The following is a 24,104-nucleotide window of genomic DNA, read 5'->3' as shown; positions in this document are numbered from 1 at the left end:
CCAGGTCCGCGTCCACAAGGCCGCACGCTCGAGCCCTGGACCGTCCAGGGTCAGCGCAGGACCAGGTCCGTCCGGCGGACAGTCGCCACTTCGTCCGCCGGGCGGGCCTTCAGCAGCTCCGCGATCGGGCCGTGGCCCGGCAGGATCGCGTCGGGGGCGATCTCCACCCACGGCACCAGCACGCTCGCGCGGTCCGGCGTTCCCGGGTGCGGCAGCAGCAGCTCCGGCTCCTCCGACGTCACGCCGTCCACGGTGACCACGTCGACGTCCAGCGTCCGGGGGCCCCAGCGCAGCTCGCGCACCCGGCCCGCCGCCTGCTCGGCGGCCTGCCCCGTGCGCAGCCACGCCCAGTGGTCGCGCGCCGGGTCGTCGACCACGCACACCGCGTTGAGGAAGTCCGGCTGGTCCTCGACGCCCCACGCCCGGGTTTCGTACACGCTCGACACCGCGACCAGCGCCGGCCGGACGGCGTCGAGGGCCGACTGGAGGAACCCGAGGCGGTCGCCGAGGTTCGAACCCAGCGACAGCACCGCGCGGCTCACCGGTCGCGCCGGACCGTGACCGCCACGTCGTCGAACGTCAGCGGGATCGGCGCCGACGGCTTGTGCACCGTCACCTCGACCGCGTTCAGGCGCTCGTCGCGCAGCACCTCGTCGGCGATCCGGCCCGCGACGCTCTCGATGAGGTCGTACGGCTCGCCCGCGACGATCCCGGCCGCCAGCTCGGCCAGCTCACCGTAGTGCAGGGTCTTGGTCAGGTCGTCCGACGCGGCGGCCGGCCCGAGGTCCAGCCACACCGTGATGTCGACGACGAACTCCTGGCCGTCCCGCTTCTCGTGCTCGAACACGCCGTGCCGCCCGAACACGCGCAGCCCGGTCAGCGTGATCCGGTCAGCCATCCGTCCTCCAAGCGGCCGCCACCGCGACCGCGTCCAGCGAAGCCCCCACCTCGTGCACGCGCACGCCCCACGCACCGGCCGCGGCGGCGAGCGCCGAGATCGCCGCGGTGGCGTCCTCCCGGCCGTCCGGCGGGCGCGGTGTGCCGTCCTTTTCGGACAGCAGACGGCCGAGGAACCTCTTGCGCGAGGCACCGACGAGCACCGGGAAACCGAGCGAACGCAGCGAGTCGAGCCCGCGCAGCAACGCCCAGTCGTGCTCGGCGTTCTTCGCGAACCCGAGCCCGGGATCCAGCACGATGGCGCTCTCCGCCACGCCGGCCGCGAGCGCCGCGTCCACTCTGGACAGCAGCTCGGCCCGCACGTCCGCCACGACGTCCCGGTACTCGGCGAGCGCCTGCATGTCCTTGCTGTGCCCGCGCCAGTGCATCAGCACCCACGGCACACCGGCCTCGGCGGCGACGCGCGCCATGTCGGGATCGGCCAGCCCACCGGAGACGTCGTTGACGACGTGCGCGCCGGCTTCGAGCGCCGCGGCGGCGACAGCGGCCCGCGTGGTGTCGACCGACAGCGCGACCCCTTCGGCGGCGAGCGTCTTGATCACCGGCAGCACGCGCCGCAGTTCCGTCGCGGCGTCCACACGCGACGCCCCCGGCCGGGTCGACTCGCCGCCGACGTCGATCAGGTCGGCGCCCCGCGCCCACATCTCGCGGGCGTGCTCCAGCGCCTGGTCGAGCCCGAGGTAGCGGCCACCGTCCGAAAAGGAATCGGGCGTCACGTTCAGCACGCCCATCACGACGCACCGGCCGGGCGCGGGAAGCCCTGCGCTCACCGGCGCGCCCTGATGAGGTCGAGCGCCTCCGCCCTCGACGAGGGCGAGTTCTTCAACTGCCCCCGCACGGCGGAGGTGGTCGTGCGGGCGCCGGGCTTGCGGATGCCGCGCATCGCCATGCACAGGTGCTCGGCCTCGATCACCACGATGACGCCGCGGGGTTCGAGCTTGCGGACGATGGCGTCGGCGACCTGCGAGGTCAGGCGCTCCTGGACCTGCGGGCGCTTGGCGTAGAGGTCGACGAGCCGGGCGAGCTTGGACAGCCCGGTGACCTTCCCGGCGGCGTTCGGGATGTACCCGACGTGCGCGACGCCGTGGAAGGGCACCAGGTGGTGTTCACATTGGCTGAACATCGGGATGTCCGTGATCAGCACCAGCTCTTCGTGGGACTCGTCGAACGTGCGGTCCAGCACCGAGTCGGGCTCGGTGTAGAGCCCCGCGAACATCTCTTTGTACGCACGGGCGACCCGGGCGGGGGTGTCCTTGAGACCGTCCCGCTCCGGGTCTTCGCCGCACGCCAAGAGGAGCTCGCGGATCGCCTTCTCCGCCCGGTCATGGTCGAAGACCGGGCGGTCGGCGACGTCACTGGGGCTTTTCTGGTCCATCCACGTCACGACGCTCCCCCTCGCTCTGCTGGTTGCCGGCTTGGTCGGCGAACCAGCCGTGCTCACGAGGGCGTTCTTCACCACCGGGCCGCCACGACTGACCCGGCTGACCACCCGGCGAAGTCGCGGGCGTCCAGCCCGGAGGAGCACCGTAGTTCGGCGGGCCGCTCTGGCCGGCCGGACCACCCGGCTGCTGGCCGCCGTAGCTCTGCGGCCAGTGGGCCGTGCCGTTGGGGCCACCGTTCGGGCCGCCGTAGGGACGGCCGCCGTTCGGGTAGGCGCCCGGCTGCGGCGGGGCGTACGGGTTCGCGTTCGGGTCGACCGGCGACGGGTACGGCGGACCGCCCGGCAGGTCACCCGCGCCCTGGGCGGTGCCGACCGGGGTCGGCTCCGGCTTCAGGACCGGCTTCTCCTTCTCCGGCGGCGGCCACGGCTCGCCGCGCTCCATCGCCAGCTCGCCCGGGGTCTTGATCGGCGGCTTGTCCGACGGCGTCCGCTCACCGAACTCGTTGAACACGGTGATGTGCGGGCGCTTCTCGACCGTCGCGAAGATCCGCTCCAGGTCCTTGCGAGTCAGCGTCTCCTTCTCGAGGAGCTCGATGACCAGCTCGTCGAGCACGTCGCGGTAGGTGTTGAGCACGTGCCACGCCTCGGTGTGCGCCGTCTCGATGAGCTTGCGCACCTCCTCGTCGATCTCGTGCGCCACCTCGAGCGAGTAGTCCGCCTGCCGGCCGGCCGAGCGGCCGAGGAACGGGTCGCCCTGTTCCTGGCCGTACTTGACCGCGCCGAGCCGGGCGCTCATGCCGTACTCGGTGACCATCGCGCGGGCGATCTTCGTCGCCTGCTCGATGTCCGACGACGCGCCGGTGGTGGGCTCGTGGAAGACGAGCTCCTCCGCCGTGCGGCCACCCATCGCGAAGACCAGCCGCCCGATCATCTCGGAGCGGGTCATCAGGTCCTTGTCGTCCTCGGGGACGAGCAGCGCGTGCCCGCCCGTGCGGCCGCGCGGCAGGATGGTCAGCTTGTAGACCGGCTCGATGTCCGGCATCGCCCACGCGGCGAGCGCGTGCCCGCCCTCGTGGTAGGCCGTGATCTTCTTCTCCTTCTCGGAGATGATCCGGCTCTTGCGGGCGGGGCCGCCGACGACGCGGTCGACGGACTCCTCAAGCTCGACGTCGCCGATCACGTGCCCGTTCTTGCGGGCGGTGAGCAGCGCGGCCTCGTTCAGCACGTTCGCCAGGTCGGCGCCGGACATGCCGACGGTCCGCTTGGCCAGGCTGGTCAGGTCGGTGCCCTGGGCGATCGGCTTGCCCTTGGCGTGCACCTCGAGGATCGCCTTGCGGCCGCGCAGGTCGGGCGCGGACACCGGGATCTGCCGGTCGAACCGGCCGGGGCGCAGCAGCGCCGGGTCGAGGATGTCGGGCCGGTTCGTGGCCGCGATCAGGATGATGCCGCCGCGGGCGTCGAAGCCGTCCATCTCGACGAGCAGCTGGTTCAGCGTCTGCTCGCGCTCGTCGTGCCCGCCGCCGAGGCCGGCGCCGCGCTGGCGGCCGACCGCGTCGATCTCGTCGACGAAGATGATGCACGGCGCGTTCTGCTTGGCCTGTTCGAACAGGTCACGGACGCGCGAGGCACCGACACCGACGAACATCTCGACGAAGTCCGAGCCGGAGATCGTGTAGAACGGCACGCCCGCCTCGCCGGCGACGGCTCGCGCGAGCAGCGTCTTGCCGGTACCCGGCGGCCCGTACAGCAGCACGCCCTTCGGGATCTTCGCGCCGAGCGCCTGATATCGCGCCGGGTTCTGCAGGAAGTCCTTGATCTCGTACAGCTCTTCGACGGCCTCGTCGGCGCCCGCGACGTCCCCGAAGGTCGTCTTGGGCATGTCCTTGTTCAGCTGCTTGGCCTTGGACTTGCCGAAGTTGAGGACGCGGTTGCCGCCGCCCTGCGCGTTGTTCATCATCCACATCAGCAGGCCCAGGACGAGGGCGAGCGGGATGGCGAAGATGAGGATCTGCGTCAGCACGCCCTGCTGGGTGACCTTGGTGGTGAACTTGATCGGCTGGCCGCCGGACTCCGCCTTGATCAACGAGTCGTAGATCGGGCGGGTGGCGTCCGCCGGGTACTGCGAAATGATCTGGGTGACCTGCTGGCCGTCGACGTCGATGGGCTTGGCCAGCAGCAGCTTGAGCTGCTGTTCCTTGTCCTCGAGGCTGACTTCCTTGACGTTGTTCGAGGTGATCTGGGAGTTCGCCACCGAGATGGGTGCCTGGGTGTACCCACGATCACTGTCGAAGATCGTGTTGTACGCGAACAACGCCAGCAACCCCGCGACGATCCACAGCAGTGGGTTCCTGAGCACGCTCTTCCGGTTCATACGACTCGGCCCTGGTGGCCTCGACCCTCCCTGGTTGGGCGGCTCCTGTGATACCCGCCATCACGATCTTGACAACCCGCGGTGCCTGAACACCTGCTCATCAGGGTACCGTCCGCTGCCGCGTTCATCCCCTGTGAGCCTCTCGCAGGTCAACGGGCGATACCGCGCCAGGGTTCCCGGCCCGCGTCCGCGCCGGTCACGCTATCGCGTGCCGTCCGACACACTGCTCACCATCTCGGCCAGCCGGGTGCGCAGCGTGGCCGGGTCCGCGGGGGCCACGGTGACCCACTCACGCCCGTCCGTACCTGCGCGGGAGAGGCTCAGGTAGCGCCCGGTCGCGGTGTCGAACCAGGCCAGCACGCGGGACCGTTGCTTGGCCCCGACCTGCGAACGGCTGTTCGCCGCCAGCTGACCGCCGCGCAGCCGGGGCTGCCCGGCGATGCGGCCGTACGCCTCACGCGGATCGGCCGTGAGGCGCTCGCTCAGCGGTGTCCGGCGCGCCTTGCCCCGGCGCCTGTCTTCTTCCTCACCCGCCGGCAGCGACGCCGGCACCCGGATCGGTGCGGTGCGGAGGGCGTCGTCCAGCGGAAGTGTGACCGACGCCTCGCTGCCGCGCGGGCCGGCGGGCAGCACTCCGACGACGGCGGAGACGAGCGCGTCCGGTGGGACGTCCCGCAGCCAGATGCCGTCGGCGTCCTGGATCGCGAGCACGCCCTTGGTCTCGTCGGCCGCCGCGAGGACGCCGACCGTCGGGGCTTCGAACTGCGGGATGTGCAGCGCGTCGATGGTCAGCGGGGCGAAGGCCAGCAGGTGCAGGGCATCCTCGATCGGCGGCGCGAACGTGCCGCGCGGTTCGCGGATGCCACGCGCCTTGAGTTCGACGTCGACGCGGTGACGCAGCGACACGCGCTCGTTCTCGGTCGCGCCGTGCGACCGGACGACCAGCGGGTACGGCAGCTCCCCGACCCGCGCCGACTCCCAGAGGAAGTCGAACGCCAGCGGCGAGAAGAACTCTTGCATCATCACTCTCCCGGATCGGACTCTTGCCCAGCGTAGCCCGCGGCACCGACAAAACCGGATCGCTCCGGTGGCGAACCGGGCGGCCCGGAGGACCCGGGTTCAGACCGCGCTGGTCGTCGCGGCTCCGGCGAGCATCTCGCCGAGGCGGTGACGCAGCGTGGCGGCGTCGGCCGGGGCGATCGTGATCCAGTCGCGGCCGTCACGGCCGCGGGTGGCCTGGGTGAAGTAGCGGCCGGTCTCGGTGTCGAACCAGCTCAGGACCGGTGTCCGGGTGCGCGCGCCCATCCGGGTGCGGGCGTTGGCGCCGATCTGGCCGCCGCGCAGCCGCGGCTGGGCGTGCAGCCGGGCCAGCGCCTTGCGGTCCTCGTCGGCCGACGTGCGCTCGTCGCCGGTGCCGCGGCGCTGCAGGAAGTCGACACCCTGTGCGCCGACCAGCTGCTCCATGGGCACCGTGATCGACTTTTCGGTCCCGCGCGGGCCACCGGGCAGCAGCGAGACGATCGCGCTCGCGAGCCCGTCGGCCGGGCACGGCTGCAGGTGCAGGCCGCGGGTGTCCTGCACGGCCAGCAGGCCCTGGCCGCCCAGCACGCCGGCGACGGCGAGCAGCGCCTCGGCGTCCGGGGCGATCAGCTGGACGGCGTCCAGGCTCAGCTCGGGGGCGGCCAGCACGCCGAAGTAGTCCTCGATGTGCGGCTCGGGCCGGCCGCGGCCATCGGCGAGACCGCGCGCGGTGAGCCCCTCCAACGTCCGTCGGCGCAGCATCGCCCGCTCGTCGACGGTCGCGCCGTGCGAACGGATGTTCAGCGGGTACGGCAGCTCGCCCAGCCCGGCCGACTCCCACAGGAAGTCGACCTCGACCGGGGTGAGCAGCTCAGCGTTCGGCATCGAGCCACCCCCAGGAGAAACCGGGCCGGGCACGCCGTGAGCGTGCCCGGCCCGAACGGATCAGCGGTCTTCGTCGTCCTCGGACCACGCGCCGATGACCGGCGGCGGGGTCGCCTGGTTCGCGCCGAAGGCCTCGTCCGGGTCCGCCTCGATGAGGAAGGACGCGTGCGTGTGCTCGTCGTCCCGCTCGCCCTGGGCCCCCTGCGGGGCCATGCCGCCCATGCCCGGGTTCATCGGCGGCGGGGTCTGCCCGCCGATGGTGCCCGCGGACGAGACGACGCCCTGCTGCGGAGCCTGGGCCGACGCGGCGCTCTGGCCCTGGCCATCGGCCGACGCCAGGGTCGTTTCGTTCTCGGACTTCTTCGCGCCGGACTTGCTGCCCGCGCCCAGCGCCCGCGACGCCAGCGCGCCGAGGCCGCCGGCCGCGCCGCCGAGACCGAGGCCCATGCCGATCTTGCCGAGCGGGTTGCCGGCACCCGACTGCCCGCCGGCCGGGGCGACGTGGCCCGCGCCGGTGGTGGTGCCGCCCATTCCGGCGGCCGTGCCGCCGGCACCGTCGCTGCCGAGCGTGGCCGCGTCCGCGCCGAAGCCCGCGGCCGGGACGCCGCCGTGGGCGCCGTTCGGGCCGACGACCCCGGCGTGCTGCGCACCGAACGCGCCGCTGTGGCCGCCGAAGCCCGCGCCGCCGGAGGCGAAGATCGCTTCGCCCGCGCCGGGCAGCGCGTCGACCGAGCCCGTGCTGCCGACGCTGTTCACCGCGTTGAACGACAGGGAGTTGTGCGACGCCGTCGGCTTCATGCCGAGCGATTCCGGGCCGAAGCTCGGGGTCGAGCTGTCGATCTCGCTCATCGTCTGCGTGTAGGCGTTGAACATCGCGACCTGCTGCGCCTTGACGTCGTTGGCCGCGTCGAACTGGACCTTCTGGTCGTCCGTCAGCGCCGCGGGACCACCCGCCAGCGCCAGCTCCATGGTCATCTTCGGGTCGAAGACCACGGGCTGCGGCATCTGCTTGACCGCCGCGGCCGCCGTGGACTGCCGGTGGAGCCGGTCGGACATCGTGTGCGCGGCCTCGGAGGCCTGCGAACCGGAGTTCGCGATCGCCACGAGCGCGCCCTGCGCCCCCGCGGCACCCTTGCCGACCCACGCGTTGCCCAGCTCGGCGATCGCGTTGTACAGGTGGTCCGACGCCTGCTTCAGCTCGGTGCCGTGGTGCGCCCACACGTGCCCGGTCGCCTCCGCCGTGCCGGGCTCGTTGTTGTCGCACGCGGCGTGCCAGAGCTGGTTGCTGTTCTGGGCGCTCCAGTTCGGCGGGTCGGCGATCGCGCGGTCGTCGCCGACGTCGAAGCCGTCGGACCGGCCGCGGGCGCTCTCGACGATGTTCTGCGACGCCGAGTTGTCGCCGAGCGGGACGAGCGAGCCCTGCTCAGTAGGGCCTGGAGTGGTGTTCGACGGCTGGTCGCTTTGGTTCGGAGCCATGACTTCGAAATCCCCCTCTGGACTCAGACGTTGCGGAACGGGTCGGCCGCGGCCTGGTCGATCTCGTGGTACCGGGCCATCGCCGTGATGATGCCCTCTTCGGCGTCGGAGTACTGGTCGAGCAGGTTCTGCAGCGCGGCGGCGTAGGAGTCGCCCCCGCCGTCCGCGCGCTGCACGAACTTCGCGGCCATCGCGTGGCCGACCGGGTTGTCGCCCAGCATCGGCGGCTGGGCGAGCGTGCCCGCGCCGGCGAGCAGGGCCTCGACCGCGTCCTTGCCGGTGCGGATCTTGTTCAGCACGGCCTGGGCGGCGTCCGGGTCGATCCCGACCTGACCCGCCGCGGCCGCGGCCTTGAAGGCGTTCGCGTCGGCAGCGCTGCTGTTCCCCATCTGCACTCTCTCCCGTTCCCCCGACCCGGTCACCGCGGGCACGAATGGTCTTCGCATAGGTTAACGCACGTGATCAGAGCCTATGACGCAAACGGGGGGCCGGGGGTTCCGAAAATCCGGTGGTTGCGGTGAACGGTCGGTGAACTCCGCCGGTGCACTATGCCGTGTACATCTTCGGGTCCAGGGTGCCGATGTAGGGCAGGTCCCGGTACCGCTCGGCGTAGTCGAGGCCGTAGCCGACGACGAACTCGTTGGGGATGTCGAAGCCGATGTACTTCACCGGCACGTCGACCTTCACCGCTTCCGGCTTGCGCAGCAGCGAAACGACCTCGAGTGACGCGGGGTTGCGACTGGCGAGGTTCTTCAGCAGCCAGGACAGCGTCAGGCCGGAGTCGACGATGTCCTCGACGATCAGGACGTCCCGGCCCGCGATGTCGCGGTCGAGGTCCTTGAGGATGCGCACGACGCCGGACGACGACGTCGCCGACCCGTAGGAGGAGACGGCCATGAATTCCAGCTGCGTCGGCAGCGGCAGCGCACGGGCGAAGTCGGTCATGAACATGACCGCACCCTTCAGGACGCCCACCAGCAGGAGTTCCCCCTGCCCGTTGGCCGGATAGTCGGCAGCGATCTGCTCCGACAGCTCCGCGATCTTGTCCTTGATCTGCTGCTCGGTGACGAGCACGGAGGCGATTTCGCCCTCGTACACGGGTCATTCCCCTCGGGTGGTGGGTTGGGAGACGACGCAGAGCCTGCCATGCGCCCGGCGCGCTTCCAAGTTGCCCGGCAACCAGACGCCGCCCTGACCGCGCCACCGGGCGACGAGCGCGTCGACCGCGCGGAGGTGGGCGTCCGTGAGTTCGCGCACGTCCGAAGCCAGCAGCCACCTGCGGAGAACCCGCCGCCGGACCGCCGCGGGCTCCGGCGCGAGGGTGGCCACATCCAGCCCATCGGGGCCGCCCGCGCGGGTGAAGATCCGCTCCGCCACTGTGTCCAACGCCTCGTTGTCGTCCCGCAGCTGCGCGGCCGTACGGGCGAGCGCGGCGGCCACGCCGCCGTTGAGGACGTCTTCCAGGAGCGGCAGGACTTCGGTGCGCAGCCGGACACGGGTGAAGCGCGGCTCGGCGTTGTGCGGGTCGTCCCACGGCTCGACGCCGAGCTCGGCGCACGCGGCCCGGGTGGTGGCCCGGCCGACGGCGAGCAGCGGGCGGCCCCACGGCGGGTCGTGCGGCCGCATCCCGGCGACGCTGCGCGGGCCGGAACCGCGGCCGAGCCCGAGCAGGACCGTTTCGGCCTGGTCGTCGAGGGTGTGGCCGAGCAGCACGAGGCCGTGCCCGGCCAGCGTCCGGTAGCGGGCCTTGCGCGCGGCGGCTTCCGGGCCACCCGGGCCGGTGACGTCGGCCCGGCGCACCTCGGCTTCGTCGACGCCCAGGGCCTTCGCCGCGGCGGCCGCGTCGGCCGCGATTTTCGCCGAGCCCTCCTGCAGGCCGTGGTCGACGACCAGCGCGCGGACGACGTGCCCGCGGTGGTGCCCGACGTACGCGGCCGCCTCGGCCAGTGCGAGCGAGTCGGCACCGCCGGAGACCGCGACGCAGATTTCGGAAGGCGCTGCGGTGCTCTCCATGCTCTCCAGGAAGGCACGCACGGCCCGGCGGACGGCCGCGACCGCCGGCCCGGTCATCCGTGCAGGCGCCGGACCCACGCCGCCGGGTCGGCGATCTCGGCGCGCGAGGGCAGGGTGTTCGGCGACCGCCAGACGGCGTTGAAGCCGTCCATGCCGACGGCGTCGACGACGTGCTTCGTGAACTTCGCGCCTTCTTCGTACTGGCGGATCTTCGCGTCGACGCCGAGCAGCGCGCGCAGCAGCCGGTCGAAGACGCCACCGCCCTTACGCCGGGCGGTGAACCGCGCGCGGATCCGGTCGACGCTCGGCACGACCTGCGGCCCGACGGCGTCCATGACGTAGTCGGCGTGCCCCTCCAGGAGTGTCGAAAGCGCCAGCAGCCGGTCGAACACCGCGCGTTCCTTCGGCGACTGGAGCAGCTCGGCCAGGTTCAGCTTCGGGCCCTGCTTGATCGCCTCGGGCAGCCGGCCGACCAGGTCGGCCAGGCTGTCGGTGCCGCCGATGCCGCCACTGGTGAGCCCGGAGACGAGCCGCTCGACCTCGTCGGCGAAGTAATCGCGCAGCCACTTGACCGCGGTGAACTGGAGCCGGTGGGTGCACTCGTGCAGGCAGACCCAGAGCCGGAAGTCGTGGCCGGGCACGTCCATCGCCTGCTCGGCGGCGACGACGTTCGGCGCCACCAGCAGCAGCGTGCCGGCGCGCTCGGGGCCGCCGAAGGGGTCGTACTGCCCGAGGACCCGGCTGGCGAGGAAGGCGAGCACCAGCCCGGTCTGGACACCGGCGCCGCCGGCCAGGATCGGCCCGAGCGGGCCGCCCTGCTGGGGCAGCGCCCGCCCGGTCAGCGCGTCCAGCCCGGCCGCGGCCGACCGGACCCAGCCCGGGCGGTCGACGACCTCACCGGGCAGCAGCGGCAGGTCGAGCCCCAGGTTCGTGAGCTGCCGCACGTGCCCCTCGGCCTCGACGGTCAGCTCGCGCAGGTCGGTGACGGCTTCTTCGGCCAGTTCGCGCGGCACCTGCGGGCCCCCGCGCACCAGCAACGCGCCGGTCTGCGCGGCGATCGCCCAGTCGACCATGGGCCGGGTCTGCGTTTCCTGACTCACCCTTCCGACGCTACCTGCCCCGGTGCCCGTTTCCGGCCACGATCTTCGTACGGTTCGGCGTCCGCTAGGCGCAGCCGCACTTGCGAAGGCTCGTCGCGAGGGCATCGAGGGCGTCCCGGCCGGGGTCGGTGTCGGAGCCGTTGGACATGAACGCGAACACCAGCACCCGGCCGTCCTGGTCGAGGAGCAGCCCGGCGAGGGTGTTGACCCCGGTGAGCGTGCCCGTCTTGGCCCGCACCCAGCCGCGGCCGGCCTGCGACGCCGCCGTGTCGAACCGCTTGTCGGCGAGGGTGCCCGAGCCGCCGGCGACCGGGAGGCCGGCCAGCACCGGGCGCAGCTTCGCCGTGCCCGGGTTCTTGCCCTCCGGCGCCGCCGCGGCCGCGAGGAGCTGGGTCAGCAGCCGCGCCGGGATGCGGTTCTGCGACGAGATGCCGCTGCCGTCGGACAGCGTGACGCCCGAGACGTCGAAGCCGTGGTCCTTCAGGACCTTGATGGTCGCCTTCGCGCCGCCGGCGTAGCTGGCTTCCTCGCCGTTCGCGAGCGCGACCTGCCGGGCGATCGCCTCGGCGAGGACGTCGTCGGACAGCACCATCAGGTCGGACACCAGCTCGGTCAGCGGGGCCGACTTGACCTCGCCGATCACCTTCGCGTCCTTGGGCGCGGTCGCCTGGCCACCCGCCGAAGCACCCAGCTTCGAGGCGATCGTCGACGCGAGCGCGCTGCCCGCGTTCGCCGTGCGCTGCGAGTTGTTGTCCTTGGCGTTGATGCGGCCGCCGTCGGCCATCACCGGGGACATCTGCGTCGCGTACGTCGACGGCGCGTCGCCCGCTTCCCAGCCCGGCGCGGTCGTCGGTCCCTTGAACAGGGTCAGGTCGACCTGCACCTTCTTCACGCCCGGCGCCGCCTTCTTGACCTGCGCGACGAGGTCGTCGACGTGCGCGCCGCCCGGGTAGAGCGGGGAGTCGGTGCCCAGCGGCAGGCTGGTGAGCGTCGTGTCGCCGCCGCCGACCAGGATCACCGTGCCCGGGTCCGCACCCTGCACGATCTTGGTCGACAGCCGCAGGTTCTGGTCCAGCGAGAGCAGCGCGGCCGCGGACGTGAGCACCTTCGTCGTCGACGCGGGTGTCACCGGCGTCGACGAGCCGTGGTCCCACAGCACGGTCCCGCTCACCGGGTCGATCACGCTGCCGGTGAGCTGCCCGAGCGCGCTGTTGCCGGCCGCCGGGCCCAGCACGGACTTGACGCCGTTCGCGGTCGGGGCCGTCCCGGACGTGGCCGGTCCCTGCAGCTGACGGGTGGCCGCGGACGGCGCCGGCGAGTCGCCCTTGGGCGCGTTCGGTGCCCACGGCAGGCCCAGCCGGTTCGCCACCTTCGGCGTCGCCGCGGCCACCCCGCCACCGGCGAGCACCAGGAGGACGACCACGACGAGCGCGATCAGCTTGCCCTTGCGCCGCTTCTTCTTCGGCGGCTCCGCGGCGGCCGGCGCTTCGGCCGCGGGCGGCGCCGGCGGCTCGGCGGGCGGCTCGGCCCGCTGCTCGGTGCGGGGCTGGTCGCCGCGGACCTGGGGCTGCTGCTGGAAGACGCCGGGGAACTGGGTGGGCCGCTCGATCCCGACGGTCGCCTCGGCGTCGAACCGCTGCCCGTCGGGTTCGATCCGCTGCGGCCGGGCCAGCGAGCCGGCGGACGCCGACGGCACCACCCCGCGCGGCGGCTCCGGCGGCAGCCCGGGACGCCGGTCGCCCGGTTCGGCCGGCCGGTCGCCGGCGCGCTCCTCACGCAGCTCGAGGCGCTGGCTCCAGGGTGCGGCAGGCTGCTGCTGGGCCGCCGGCTCTTCGCGGCGCTGTCCGGCCCCGCGGTTCAGCTGCTCTTCGCGGCGCTGCTGCTCCTCGCGCCAGTGCTGCAGCTCTTCGCGCCACTGCTGCGGCTCCTCCGGCTTCGGCTCGTCCCGCGGCGGGACGTGGCGCTCGATCGGCACCACCGGCACCGGCCCGGACGGCTTCACCTCGATGTACTGGGTGCTCTCCCCGGCCGGCGAAGGCGCGGCGGGCTTGGGCTCGGGCGGCTCGACGTACTGAGTGCTCTCCCCGGTGGCCGACGGCGCGGCGGCCTTCGGCTCCGGCGGCTCGACGTACTGGGTGCTCTCCCCGGCCGACGCCGACGCGGCGGCCTTCGGCTCCGGCGGCTCGACGTACTGGGTGCTCTCCCCGGCCGACGCCGACGCGGCGGGCTCGAGCTCGGCCTGCTCGACCGGGATGTACTGGGTGCTCTGCGCGGCGGGTTCCGGCGCCGGGGGCTGCTGGGCCGCGGGCTGCTGCTTCGCGCGGCTGCCGAGGCGGTCGGCGAGGTCCTGCTTGGCCGGGGACGGCGGGGGCGGCGGCTCCTCCACCGGGGCGTTGAGACCGGGAACCGGCTCGGGCGGGACGTTCGGCGCGAACCACGATCCCTTCGGCGCCTGGCTGCCTGTGACCTTGGGCACGCCGGAGCCGCCCGGCGGCGCTTCCGGGGGGTCCGGCAGGGACATCGGAGTGGTCTCCCGCGCGCCGGACGACGAGCGGTCTTCGTCCGACGAAGGCCACATCGGCTGGTCGTTTTCCGGCACCCACCACTCCTTCTCACCTGCCCCGGGAGGGGCCAAGCTCACATGCCGCGAGGCCGACATCGATGCGACCTCCGGGCAGGGCGTAGTCCACACTAGGAGACGTCAAGACAGTCATGAAGGTTGCCGCCCGCGACGCGTGACTGTGGCATTCGGGGCTCCGCCCCGGCCGGGGGCTTCGCCACCCGGACCCCCGCAGTACAAGTGCCCGGGACCTATGAAGAAGCAGTGAGGACAGGCGTGGAGTTCGACGTCACGATCGAAATCCCCAAAGGGGAGCGCAACAAGTACGAGGTCGACCACAAGACCGGCCGCATCAAGCTGGACCGGACCCTGTTCACGGCCACGCAGTACCCGGCTGACTACGGCTTCATCGACGACACCCTCGGCCAGGACGGCGACCCGCTGGACGTGATGGTGCTCGTCCAGGAGCCGACCTTCCCGGGCTGCCTGATCCGCTGCCGCGCGATCGGCATGTTCCGGATGACCGACGAGAAGGGCCCGGACGACAAGGTCATCGCCGTTCCGTCGAACGACCCGCGCCTCGAGCACCTGCGCGACATCCACCACATGAACGAGTTCCACCGGCTGGAGATCCAGCACTTCTTCGAGGTCTACAAGGACCTCGAGCCCGGCAAGAGCGTCGAAGGCTCGAGCTGGGTCGGTCGCACCGAGGCCGAGGCCGAGATCGGCCGCTCGTACGAGCGCGAGACCGACCGCCTGGCCAAGGAAGCGGCCAACGGCGGCTCGGCCCACTAGCCCGCACGCGAAAAGGCCCCTCGGGAAGCTTCCCGAGGGGCCTTTTTTCACCCGGTCAGTGCGCCAGGGCGAGAGCCGGAGCGGCGTCCGCCTCGGCCTCCGCGCGCTGCTCCATGGCCGACTTGTCCGAGAGCGGCTTCTCCTTGAGGAACCACACCAGCGCGAAGCCGACGGTCAGCACGATCCCGCCGACCAGGAACACCGTGCTCATCGACTCGGCGAAGCCCTGCAGGATCGGCCGGGCCAGCGTCGGGTCGAGCGTCGACAGGAACGACGTGTCGTTGACGTCGAGGCCGCTCTGCATCTGCTTCGCGAACTCCGGGTGCTGCGCCAGCGCCGCCGTGTAGGCCGGTGTGGTCATCGCCGAGCGGATGGCGTTCGCGATCCGGTCGCCGACCGTGCCGAACAGGATCGACAGGAACACCGCGGTGCCCGCCGTGCCGCCGATCTGCCGGAAGAACGTCGCCGCCGAGGTGGCGACGCCGATGTCCTGCGGGCGGACGTCGTTGGTCGCGGCCAGCACCAGCGTCTGCATCGAGGCGCCGAGGCCAAGACCGATCACGAAGGCGATCACCATGACCAGCGCCAGCGAGGTGTCGACGGTGATCGTCGCCAGCGCGAACAGCGCCGCCGCCATCAGGCCGATCCCGGCCACCGCGAACATCTTGTAGCGCCCGGTCTTGGAGATCAGGCGGCCGCTGGTCAGGCTGGCGATCATGATGCCCAGCGTCAGCGGGAGCATCTGCAGGCCGGCCTGGGTCGGCGTCGCGCCCTTGACGATCTGCAGGTACAGCGGCAGCGACATCATCGCGCCGAACATCCCGGCACCCTGCACGACGGTGACGATCGTCGACATCCGGAACACCGGCCGGTCGAACAGGCGCAGCGGCAGCAGGGCGGCGTCGCCCATCCGGCGTTCGATCCAGACGAACGCGGCCACGCCCAGCCCGCCGACGACATACATGGCGATCGAAGCGGCGGAGCCCCAGCCCCACTCGCGGCCCTGCTCGGCGACGATCAGCAGCGGCACCAGGCCGGTGGCCAGCGCCACCGCACCCCAGTAGTCGACCTTCTGGTCCACGCGGTTGTGCGGGAGGTTCAGCACCTTGGTGACGACGACCAGCGCGGCGAGCGCGATCGGGACGTTGACCAGGAAGACCCAGCGCCAGCCGGTGATGCCGGCGAAGGTGTCGATGCCGGCGAAGAAGCCGCCGACGACCGGGCCCGCGACGCTCGAGATGCCGAACACCGCCATGAAGTAGCCCTGGTACTTGCTGCGCTCCCGCGGTGCGGTGATGTCGGTGATGATCGCCAGTGCGAGGGACATCAGGCCACCGGCACCCAGGCCCTGGAAGGCGCGGAACGCGGCGAGCTCGTACATCGACGTCGCCATGCCGCTGGCCAGCGAGCCGACCAGGAACAGCGAGATCGCCGTCAGGTACATGGGCTTGCGGCCGTAGAGGTCGGACAGCTTGCCGTACAGCGGCGTCGAGAGCGTGGCGGTGATGAGGTAGGCGGTGGTCGCCCAGGCCTGCAGGGACAGGCCGTGGAGCTCGTCGGCGATGGTCCGCATCGAGCTCGAAACGATGGTCTGGTCGAGTGCGGCGAGGAACATGCCGAGCATCAGCCCGGACAGGACGGTCAGGATCTGGCGGTGAGTCAGTTTGCCGTTCGTAGCGGCTGCTCCTTCCGCCGTGGTGGTGTCGCTCATGGTGGTCTCCCTCGGGAAGTCTCCGCGTAGTTGCTTGTACCTCTCAACTACTTGCCTGAGCCAAGTATTCCCCGGGAAGCTTGTAGAGTGCAATCAAATATTGTGTGACCCGGGTCTCCTCGCTCGTTTGACGGGCCGCGCGACCACGGTGACCTCGGCGGACGGGACGTCGAGGCCGGTCACGAAGCCGTAGAGGCCGGAGAGATCCCGGCACCAGACGGCCACCATCAGGTTCGTGGTGCCCGTCGTCGCGAGGGTGCCGTGGACCATCGGGTGACCGGCCAGGGTCCGCCCGACCTCGTCGAGCCGGCCGGGCGGGACGGTCATCCAGACGTTCGCGTCGACCTCCAGGCCCAGCGCGCGGGCGTCGATGTTCGCGTAGGTGCGAAGGCGACCGGCCGCCGCCAGCCGGTCGAGGCGCCGTCGGACGGTGGACTCCGGCGCTTCCACGGCCAAGTCGCCGGGGCCGAGCCGGGCGTCGGCCGCCAGCCGGTTCAGCAGCCGCCGGTCGAGTTCGTCGAGCGGTACGTCTTCGCCGGGTGGCGGCGGGGTCAGCGCGGCAACCTCTTCGGGGGTGAGCAGGCCGGTTCGCCATTGGGTCGCATCGGAGAAGACGTGCAGGATCGAGTGCGCGCGCAGCTCGGTGACCGCGGACGCCGACGGCAAGGCGTCGTGCACCAGCCGCCCGTCGAGACCGCCGAGCGCGATGGCGCTGACTTCTTCACCGCCGGCGAGGATGTCGACGAAGAGGACGTCATCACGCTTCGCGAGCGCATCGGCGATCGCCGACGTCCGGCCGCGAAGCACCTTCACCCGCAGAAGCAGCGCGCCGCGCAGGCCGTGCGCCGGATTCGGGACGCAGACGACGCTCAGCCGGCCATCGGCCTTGAGCCGCGCGATCACGCGCGTGACCGTGCGCGGCGAGAGATCGAGAGCCTCGGCGATCCGGCCGGGCCTGGCGCGACCGTCGACTTGGAGCGCGGAGACGACTCGCTGTTCGATTTCCGTCAAAAGCTGCACTTCGGAGTCCGGTTTCGCTCGGTTCGATGCCCTGGAGTTCTCCTGGACGCCGGGCGAGCCTAATCCTGGCCCCATGCTGAAATCCGTGATCGACATCGTGGAAACCCTGGCCACCGACGTCCGCGCCCCGGCGCGGCCGCCCGCTTCGCTCGAGGAGCTCGCCGCGACCTTCTCGGCCGTCGACGATCCCCTGGCCGCGAACCTCCGTGCCGCCCTCACCGGCCTCCGGCCCGCGGCGAAGTGGGCCGGCGAGTTCGCTGATCTCCCCGCGGGCGAGGTCTGGGTGGTCGACGCCCTCGACGGCGCCGTGCAGCTGCTGCAGGGTCTCCCGCAGTACTGCCTTACCGTGACGCTCGTCCGCGACGGCGAGCCGGAACTCGCGGTGCTGCACTCACCTTGGCTGAAAGAGACCTACGCGGCGAAGCGAGGCGAAGGCGCGAAGCGGAACGGCATTCCCATCGAGCCGTCACGGAAGAAGTCGCTCGACGCGGCCGTCGCGGCCACCAGCCAGCCGCCGTTCGTCACCCGGCAGCCCGGTGTCGCCGAAGCAGCGGGCACCTCACTGACCGCGGTGCTGAAGAAAGCCCTCGCGGTGCGGAACTTCGGGCCGACGTCGTGGCAGGTCGCCGACGTCGCCGCCGGCCGGCTGGACCTGTTCTGGCAGTACGGCCGCGACGCGGCCAACCTGGCCGGCGCCGCCCTGATCGCGCGGGAGGCCGGTGCGGTCGTCACCGCCGCCGACGGCGCCCCGTGGACGCCGTCGGCCGGCAGTTTCGTCGCGACCGCACCGGCCCTGCACGCACTGGTGCTCGACGCGCTGAATCAGGCGGAGTAACCCGGAATGGGGAACGGCGCCAGGAACTCGCGGATCTCCGCGGCGATCGTGTCCAGCGCGGACTCGTCGGACGCGGCCGCCGCGGTGATCGTGCGGTCGATCCACGCCGCCACCTCGACCTGGTGCTCCGGGCGGAGGCCGCGGGTGGTGATCGCGGACGTGCCGAGCCGGATGCCGGACGGGTCGAACGGCTTGCGCGGGTCGAACGGCACCGTGTTGTAGTTCAGCTCGATGCCCGCGCGGTCGAGGGCCTGCGCGGCCGGCTTGCCCGCGACCCCCTTGTTCGTCAGGTCGATCAGCAGCAGGTGGTTGTCGGTGCCGCCGGACACGAGGTCGTACCCGCAGGCCAGCAGCGCGTCGGCCAGCGCGCGGGCGTTCGCGACGATCCGGTGCGCGTACTCGCTGAACGACGGCTGCTGCGCCTCCCCGAGCGCGACCGCGATCGCCGCGGTCGTGTGGTTGTGCGGACCGCCCTGCAGCCCCGGGAACACCGCCTTGTCGACGGCCTTCGCGTGATCGGCGTCGGAGAGGATCATCGCGCCGCGCGGGCCGCGCAGGGTCTTGTGCGTGGTCGTCGTGATCACCTGCGCGTGCCCGACCGGCGACGGGTGCGCGCCGCCGGCGACCAGGCCGGCGATGTGCGCGATGTCGGCGACGAGGACCGCGTCCACCTCGGCGGCGATCTCGGCGAACGCCGGGAAGTCGATCGTGCGCGGGATCGCCGTCCCGCCGGCGAAGATCAGCTTCGGCCGGTGCTGCCGGGCGAGGTCGCGCACCTGGTCGAGGTCGACGCGGCCGGTCTCCTTCGCGACGCCGTAGCGCACCGGCGTGAACCACTTGCCGGTGGCGGACACGCTCCAGCCGTGCGTGAGGTGGCCGCCGTCGGGCAGCGCCATGCCGAGCACGGTGTCGCCCGGCTGCGCGAAGGCCAGGTACACGGCCAGGTTCGCCGGCGAACCGGAGTACGGCTGGACGTTCGCGTGGTCGGCGCCGAACACGGCCTTCGCCCGCTCGATGGCGAGCTGCTCGACCTGGTCGATGAACTGCTGGCCCTCGTAGTACCGCTTGCCCGCGTAGCCCTCGGAGTACTTGTTGGTGAGCACGGTCCCGGTGGCTTCGAGCACGGCCTGCGAGACGTAGTTCTCCGACGCGATCAGGCGGATCTTGTCGTGCTGCCGCTGGGCTTCGTCCTCGACGAGCCCGGCGATGGCGGGGTCGGCGGCGGCGAGTGCGTTCAGTTTCGGCTGGTGTGTCATGGCGTACTCCGGCTCTGGAGTGGCCTTCACCCAGGCGCGCGGTGCCGGCCTCGTCGTCGCTTCCCGGTGGTGCTCCACCTCGATGGCGCCAGTCGCTGCTGCGGGGAAGAGCGTAGTCCACTCCGGTCGCGGACCGGTTCACCCGACGTTCAGGGCACGACCACGACACCCATCGAACGGGCCGTGCCGGCGATCGTGCGCATCGCCGCCTCGACGTCGGCGGTGTTCAGGTCCGGCAGCTTGCGCTCGGCGATCTCGCGCAGCTGAGCCTCCGTCAGCTTGCCCGCGACCTCGTGCCCTGGCCGCGAAGAGCCCTTGTCGCCCAACGCTTTCTTGATGAGGAACGACGTCGGGGGCGTCTTGAGCCGGAGCGCGAACGAACGGTCCTCGAATACCGAGACGACCACCGGCACGATGTCGCCGCGCTGGGCCGCCGTCGCCGCGTCGTAGGTCTTCTTGATCTCGACGAGGTTGACCCCGGTCTGCCCCAGCATCTTGCCGAGGTCGACGACCGGGGCGTTGCCCGCGGTGAGTTCCAGGGTGACCTGGTGGGTGAGTTTCTTCTTCGGAGCCATGCCCCGAAGCTAGAGTCTCCAGTTACTGGAGGGTCAAACCGGTTTTGTTCCCGCGCGGTGCCGGCGCGCCAGCTCCTGGTAGATCGCCGCGTTGTGCTCGACCCACATCCGCGCCGAGTCGGTCAGGGGGACGAACTTCTTCGCCGGGCTGCCCATCGCGATCACCTCCGGCGGCACCTCCGTCGCCGGGGTGACCGTCGCCCCGGCCGCGACCAGCGCCCGCGCGCCGATCTTCGCCTTGTCGAGCACGGTCGAGCCGTTGCCGATCAGCGCCTGCTCCTCGATCGTGCAGTCGTGCACCAGGCACTGGTGGCCCACGGTGACGTTCTTGCCCACTTCGCAGACGCCGTCGTTGACGTGGATCACCGAGTTGTCCTGGATGTTGGCGCCCTCACGGATGACGATCCGGCCGAAGTCGGCCCGGATCACCACGCCGTACCAGATCGAGGCGTCCTTCTCGACGACGACGTCGCCGATGAGCGTGGCGGTGGGCGCGATCCAGGCGTCCGGGTGGACCTGCGGGCTGAGCCCTTCGAACGAGAACAGAGGCATGCCCGCACCCTAAACCGCGCAGGCCTCCTTCCCCGGATCCAGCGGGGAAGGAGGCCATCCGCGAGCCGCGCCCGGACTGCTGGGGGTCAGCCGGTGATCGCGGCGTTGATCAGGATGTCGACGGCCTGGTCGTTGCGCGTGGTCTGCGGGACGATCTGGGTGTCACGCGGGTAGAAGCCCGGGCTGCTGCCCTTCGGGTACATCTCGAAGGTGAAGCTCCAGATCTTGTGCGTCGCCCACATCCAGTCGTTGACGCTGCCGTCGGTGATGTAGAGGTCGCTGGACTGCTCCGGCGTGTAGCCGTTGGTCGCGGCCATCTGCTTCCCGAGCGTCTGGAACTTCTGCGCCTCGGCCGCGGTCAGGCCGGGCGCGGTGTCGGCGTAGGTGTAACCGAACGGCCAGAGCACCAGCTCGGAGTAGGTGTGGAAGTCGATGTGCGTCTTGATCTGCTGCACGCCGCCGACCACGCGCGAGTTCACCCAGTTCGAGACGGCCCGGGTCTCGGGCGCGGAGAACGCCGCCGTGCCGCGGTAGGTCTCGCTGGACGTCGAGCCCGACGAACCGCCGCAGCAGCCCCACTTGTAGCCCCAGTTGCGGTTGGTGTCCGTGCCGGGGCCCTGGCGGTTCTTGCGCCAGCTGTGGAACGTGCCGCCGGAGATGTCGTACTCGGAGCCGTCCGGGTTGACGCTCGGGATGACCCAGATTTCGGTGCTGTCGACGAGCCGCTTGATCGCGGGGTCCGTCGCGTACCCGCTGGTCAGCCGCTGGACGATGTGCAGGCACATCTCCGTGGTGAGGTGCTCGCGCGCGTGCTGGTTGCAGGTGAAGAGCACCTCGGGCTCGTTCTCGTCGGTGGCGGCGTTGTCGCTGATCTTGATCAGCGAGAGGGCGCGGCCTTCGTACGAGGTGCCGGCGCTGCCCAGCTTGGTGAGCGACGGGTAGTTGGCGACGGCCTTCTGCAGCTCGGTCTGCGTCTCCGCGTACGTGTGGTAGCCGGTGTAGCCGGCCGGGAAGTCCTCGACGGTGGCGGCGCCCTGCGGCCGGTTCACCTTGCCGAGCGCCTTGACGCCGAAGCCCAGCGCGCGCAGCTGGGCCGCTTCGCCGGGGTTGGCGACGACCGTGGTCGTCACGCCGTCGGCGTCGAGGATGTCGGCGCCGGTCCGGGCGACCTCGGTGCGCTCCTGGGCGGTGGCGGCGCCGGTCACCTCGTACACCTGCGGTCCGCCGGGCTGGGCGGCACCGGCCTGGCCGCCGGTGGTGAGCACCAAGAGGACGGCCGCGGCCGCTGCCATGCACGTTCGTGTGCGCATCACGTCTCCTGCTCTCGGGGGTTCCTCGACCTTGGCGGGAGCCGGACGTAGGGCGCAATCCGGAGCAGTACGGATCTATTGGCGGTTTCTACCCGTAGTTCGCGAAGCAGAGCGCCTCGATGTCGGCACGCAGCGTGGCGAACGACCGCGGGCGCACGCGCTGCTGGACGACCGTGCCCAGCAGGTACGACAGCAGCGCGCGAGCCCGGGCCCGCGGGTCGTCGACGTCGAGCGGGGCGAGGAGCTCGGCCAGCAGCTCGGTGAGCGACGTCAGCATGACGTCGATGGCCTGCGGGTGCTGCGCGCGACCGGCGGCGATCCAGTACTCGAACCAGAGGAAGGCGGCGTTCGGGTTCGCGGCGAAGACGCTCAGGTACTCCTCGAGGACGGCGAAGAGCCGCTCGCGGGGTTCGTCGTGCTTCGCGGCGACCTCGCGCAGGCCCGCGGCGAAGGCGGTGATGTGGGCGGCCATCGCCCGGTCGATGAGGACGTCGATGTCGGCGAAGTAGTAGTGGATCGCGCTCTTGGTGAGCGGGCCGGCGTCGGCGATGGCCCGGACGGTGCACCCGGCGAGCCCGTCGCGGGCGAGGACGACGCGGGCGGCCTCGACGATCTGCTCCTGCTTGGCCAGCTGGTTCGGCGAGAGCTGCTCGCTGCGGCCGGGGACTGCGCTCACGGTGATTCTCGTTACCTTCTTCCTGGACGCCGGACCCGAAATCCTAGGGCAGACGTCCTGTGAGCGGCTTTCGGGTGAAAAACCGGATTGGCCACCCCGGTCCGCGCGGCGGACAATGCCCGGCATGGTGATCTCAGGGGACAAGGGGCTCAGCCCGGCTGCGCGCAGCCAGCTGGAGAAGGAAATCGAGAACTTGCGCGCGCAGCGGGCAGCCCTCGCGCCGCAACCCGGCGAGCAGGAACGCACCGGGGACGCGGCGGACCAGGCGGACGTGATCGACCGGGCGGAGGCCGCGGCCCGGCTGGACCGCCAGATCGCCGACCTGGCGGCCAAGATGGAGCACGGCGGCTACGGCAACAGCCAGCTCCCGGACGGCACGGTGGTCTCCCTGCGCTTCCCCGACGGAGACGAAGAGACGTTCCAGGTCGTGACGGTCCCGGGCGAGGACGCGGACGCGATCACCTCGGACAGCCCCCTGGGCCTGGCCCTGGTCGGCGCCAAGGCGGGCGACGAGATCACCTATCGAACGCCCCGCGGCGACGCCAAGGCGACGGTGGTGAAGGTGACCCCGCCGAAGTAACCCCAGTCCGTCCGAAGGGCCCCCGGCTGCCGGCCGGGGGCCCTTCGCCATCCCCGTACGGGTGGTTTCCGATCGCCGTCCGGCGGTGCGTCGGTTGTGCTAAACAGGCGGTATGCGGCTTTGGGGGGGGGGAGTTCCGGTGAACGACGACGTGTCCGAGAACCTCGTCGTCTTCCGCATCAAAGGCTTCGACGAGCCGGTGCTGGCCAGCGCCCCCACCCAGGCCGAGGACGCGGTCGAGCAGGCGTGGACGACCGTCCGGCGGCAGCACAAGGTGCGCGCATCGGCGGTTTCGGCGGTGTACAGCGAATGGCAGCCGTCCACGACGGACCAGAAGTTCATGGCCAGGCACTTCCGCAAGGCCGAGTGCACGTACAGCTTCCCCCGCCCGGCCACCGGCGACTGGGAGCACGCATTCGCCGAAGCCCGCGCGGCGATGGCCGAAAAGCGGGCCGAAGAGGTGCTCCCGGTGCTGTGGAGCACAGCATCCCCCCGCGCCGGCTTGCTCGACACACTCCCGCACCAGCCCCTGGTCCCCGGCCGCTTGTCGGTGGCGTTCGCGGTGGTGGGGCGAACCCCGCGAGGCACCATCGGGATGCATCACATCACTCGGCACCAGCACGAGGAGATGGGCGCCCCGGACCTTGCCGGCGTCGCTTACCAGAGCCTGGCCCGCGGGCTTCGCTTCGAGGTCGGCCGTTCGGGTCCGGACGTGCTGGTGTCGGTCGTCCGGGAGAACCTCCTGGCGGCGTCCGCGCTGGCTTTGCCCGATCTGTACCTCCAGCTGTCGCAGCAGTTCGGTGCGGGCCACAGCTTGATCGTCGGCCTCCCTTGCCCGGACGAGATGTACGTCGCGAGGGAGGATTCCGCCTTGGCGGAGACGATCCGGGAGCAGGTATTGGGGTCCCCGTACGAGACGACGGAACTGGTCCCGTCAGTGCTGCGACTTGGCCCGGGAGGCCTGGAGCTGCTCGCTGAGCGCGGCTAAGTCACCCGGCGAACGGGAGTCCGTTCCCTGGTCAACAACCCGA

The 24,104-nt window shown here is 71.5% G+C and carries 24 protein-coding genes; 4 read left to right on the top strand and 20 right to left on the bottom strand.

Features of this window, described 5'->3' with window-relative positions:
* Positions 1-50: 50 nt before the first annotated feature.
* The 13 genes from folK to dacB form a co-directional block, all read right to left on the bottom strand.
* Positions 51-542, bottom strand: coding sequence for a 2-amino-4-hydroxy-6-hydroxymethyldihydropteridine diphosphokinase (gene folK, locus AB0M30_RS04215; RefSeq protein WP_364579550.1), 492 nt, complete (start codon positions 540-542; stop codon positions 51-53).
* Positions 539-898: a dihydroneopterin aldolase gene (gene folB, locus AB0M30_RS04210; protein ID WP_360164361.1), complete on the bottom strand. Its 360-nt coding sequence runs from the start codon at positions 896-898 to the stop codon at positions 539-541. The genes folK and folB overlap by 4 nt, the downstream gene beginning before the upstream one ends.
* Positions 891-1,688, bottom strand: a complete 798-nt coding sequence (gene folP, locus AB0M30_RS04205) for a dihydropteroate synthase (RefSeq protein ID WP_360164607.1) — start codon at positions 1,686-1,688, stop codon at positions 891-893. The genes folB and folP overlap by 8 nt, the downstream gene beginning before the upstream one ends.
* Before the next feature lie 35 nt (positions 1,689-1,723).
* On the bottom strand, positions 1,724-2,332 hold the full coding sequence (folE, locus tag AB0M30_RS04200; protein WP_364579547.1) for a GTP cyclohydrolase I FolE: 609 nt from the start codon (positions 2,330-2,332) through the stop codon (positions 1,724-1,726).
* Positions 2,310-4,709, bottom strand: coding sequence for an ATP-dependent zinc metalloprotease FtsH (gene ftsH / locus AB0M30_RS04195; RefSeq protein ID WP_364579545.1), 2,400 nt, complete (start codon positions 4,707-4,709; stop codon positions 2,310-2,312). The genes folE and ftsH overlap by 23 nt, the downstream gene beginning before the upstream one ends.
* A 201-nt stretch (positions 4,710-4,910) precedes the next feature.
* Positions 4,911-5,732, bottom strand: coding sequence for an ESX secretion-associated protein EspG (locus AB0M30_RS04190; protein WP_364579542.1), 822 nt, complete (start codon positions 5,730-5,732; stop codon positions 4,911-4,913).
* A 96-nt stretch (positions 5,733-5,828) separates the two neighbouring features.
* Positions 5,829-6,614, bottom strand: coding sequence for an ESX secretion-associated protein EspG (locus AB0M30_RS04185; RefSeq protein WP_364579539.1), 786 nt, complete (start codon positions 6,612-6,614; stop codon positions 5,829-5,831).
* Between the two features lie 60 nt (positions 6,615-6,674).
* On the bottom strand, positions 6,675-8,090 hold the full coding sequence (locus tag AB0M30_RS04180) for a hypothetical protein (RefSeq protein WP_364579536.1): 1,416 nt from the start codon (positions 8,088-8,090) through the stop codon (positions 6,675-6,677).
* A 23-nt stretch (positions 8,091-8,113) separates the two neighbouring features.
* Positions 8,114-8,479 (bottom strand): hypothetical protein, encoded by a 366-nt coding sequence (locus AB0M30_RS04175; protein WP_360164373.1) that lies wholly within the window; start codon positions 8,477-8,479, stop codon positions 8,114-8,116.
* A gap of 157 nt (positions 8,480-8,636) precedes the next feature.
* Positions 8,637-9,188, bottom strand: coding sequence for a hypoxanthine phosphoribosyltransferase (gene hpt, locus AB0M30_RS04170; protein WP_364579533.1), 552 nt, complete (start codon positions 9,186-9,188; stop codon positions 8,637-8,639).
* Positions 9,189-9,191: 3 nt separating this feature from the next.
* Positions 9,192-10,160: a tRNA lysidine(34) synthetase TilS gene (gene tilS / locus AB0M30_RS04165; protein WP_364579531.1), complete on the bottom strand. Its 969-nt coding sequence runs from the start codon at positions 10,158-10,160 to the stop codon at positions 9,192-9,194.
* On the bottom strand, positions 10,157-11,176 hold the full coding sequence (locus AB0M30_RS04160; RefSeq protein WP_103334971.1) for a zinc-dependent metalloprotease: 1,020 nt from the start codon (positions 11,174-11,176) through the stop codon (positions 10,157-10,159). The genes tilS and AB0M30_RS04160 overlap by 4 nt, the downstream gene beginning before the upstream one ends.
* Before the next feature lie 91 nt (positions 11,177-11,267).
* On the bottom strand, positions 11,268-13,802 hold the full coding sequence (gene dacB, locus AB0M30_RS04155; RefSeq protein ID WP_364579528.1) for a D-alanyl-D-alanine carboxypeptidase/D-alanyl-D-alanine-endopeptidase: 2,535 nt from the start codon (positions 13,800-13,802) through the stop codon (positions 11,268-11,270).
* Positions 13,803-14,039: 237 nt separating this feature from the next.
* Between dacB and AB0M30_RS04150 the strand changes: the two genes are divergently transcribed.
* Complete coding sequence (locus AB0M30_RS04150) at positions 14,040-14,558, top strand: inorganic diphosphatase (RefSeq protein WP_013230477.1); 519 nt, start codon at positions 14,040-14,042, stop codon at positions 14,556-14,558.
* A 55-nt stretch (positions 14,559-14,613) separates the two neighbouring features.
* Here the strand turns inward: AB0M30_RS04150 and AB0M30_RS04145 are convergent, their stop codons facing one another.
* On the bottom strand, positions 14,614-16,269 hold the full coding sequence (locus AB0M30_RS04145; RefSeq protein WP_360164381.1) for an MDR family MFS transporter: 1,656 nt from the start codon (positions 16,267-16,269) through the stop codon (positions 14,614-14,616).
* 93 nt (positions 16,270-16,362) lie between these two features.
* The gene (locus AB0M30_RS04140; protein WP_364579525.1) at positions 16,363-17,289 is read right to left on the bottom strand and encodes an Lrp/AsnC family transcriptional regulator; all 927 of its coding nucleotides are present in this window, start codon (positions 17,287-17,289) and stop codon (positions 16,363-16,365) included.
* 73 nt (positions 17,290-17,362) lie between these two features.
* On the opposite strand from AB0M30_RS04140, the gene AB0M30_RS04135 reads away from it, so the two are divergent.
* The gene (locus AB0M30_RS04135) at positions 17,363-18,124 is read left to right on the top strand and encodes an inositol monophosphatase (protein WP_364579522.1); all 762 of its coding nucleotides are present in this window, start codon (positions 17,363-17,365) and stop codon (positions 18,122-18,124) included.
* On the opposite strand, the gene glyA is transcribed toward AB0M30_RS04135, so the two are convergent.
* The 5 genes from glyA to AB0M30_RS04110 all read right to left on the bottom strand — a co-directional run bounded on the left by glyA (position 18,112) and on the right by AB0M30_RS04110 (position 22,493).
* On the bottom strand, positions 18,112-19,380 hold the full coding sequence (gene glyA, locus AB0M30_RS04130) for a serine hydroxymethyltransferase (protein ID WP_364579519.1): 1,269 nt from the start codon (positions 19,378-19,380) through the stop codon (positions 18,112-18,114). The two genes, AB0M30_RS04135 and glyA, sit on opposite strands and share 13 nt — an antisense overlap.
* 149 nt (positions 19,381-19,529) lie before the next feature.
* Positions 19,530-19,955 (bottom strand): 50S ribosomal protein L11, encoded by a 426-nt coding sequence (gene rplK / locus AB0M30_RS04125; RefSeq protein WP_364579516.1) that lies wholly within the window; start codon positions 19,953-19,955, stop codon positions 19,530-19,532.
* A 33-nt stretch (positions 19,956-19,988) separates the two neighbouring features.
* Positions 19,989-20,507 (bottom strand): gamma carbonic anhydrase family protein, encoded by a 519-nt coding sequence (locus AB0M30_RS04120; protein ID WP_103340672.1) that lies wholly within the window; start codon positions 20,505-20,507, stop codon positions 19,989-19,991.
* Between the two features lie 86 nt (positions 20,508-20,593).
* On the bottom strand, positions 20,594-21,799 hold the full coding sequence (locus AB0M30_RS04115) for a M14 family metallopeptidase (RefSeq protein WP_364579635.1): 1,206 nt from the start codon (positions 21,797-21,799) through the stop codon (positions 20,594-20,596).
* Between the two features lie 106 nt (positions 21,800-21,905).
* Entirely contained in the window at positions 21,906-22,493 is a 588-nt protein-coding gene (locus AB0M30_RS04110) for a TetR family transcriptional regulator (RefSeq protein ID WP_364579513.1), read from the bottom strand.
* A gap of 124 nt (positions 22,494-22,617) precedes the next feature.
* On the opposite strand from AB0M30_RS04110, the gene AB0M30_RS04105 reads away from it, so the two are divergent.
* Positions 22,618-23,073 (top strand): GreA/GreB family elongation factor, encoded by a 456-nt coding sequence (locus tag AB0M30_RS04105; protein WP_364579510.1) that lies wholly within the window; start codon positions 22,618-22,620, stop codon positions 23,071-23,073.
* Positions 23,074-23,212: 139 nt separating this feature from the next.
* The gene (locus AB0M30_RS04100; RefSeq protein WP_364579509.1) at positions 23,213-24,061 is read left to right on the top strand and encodes a hypothetical protein; all 849 of its coding nucleotides are present in this window, start codon (positions 23,213-23,215) and stop codon (positions 24,059-24,061) included.
* The last annotated feature ends 43 nt before the right edge of the window (positions 24,062-24,104 follow it).

Origin of the sequence: Amycolatopsis sp. NPDC051716, from assembly GCF_040681595.1 — a bacterium.
Classification (GTDB): domain Bacteria; phylum Actinomycetota; class Actinomycetes; order Mycobacteriales; family Pseudonocardiaceae; genus Amycolatopsis.
This window is presented reverse-complemented; position numbering and strand designations above follow the sequence as displayed.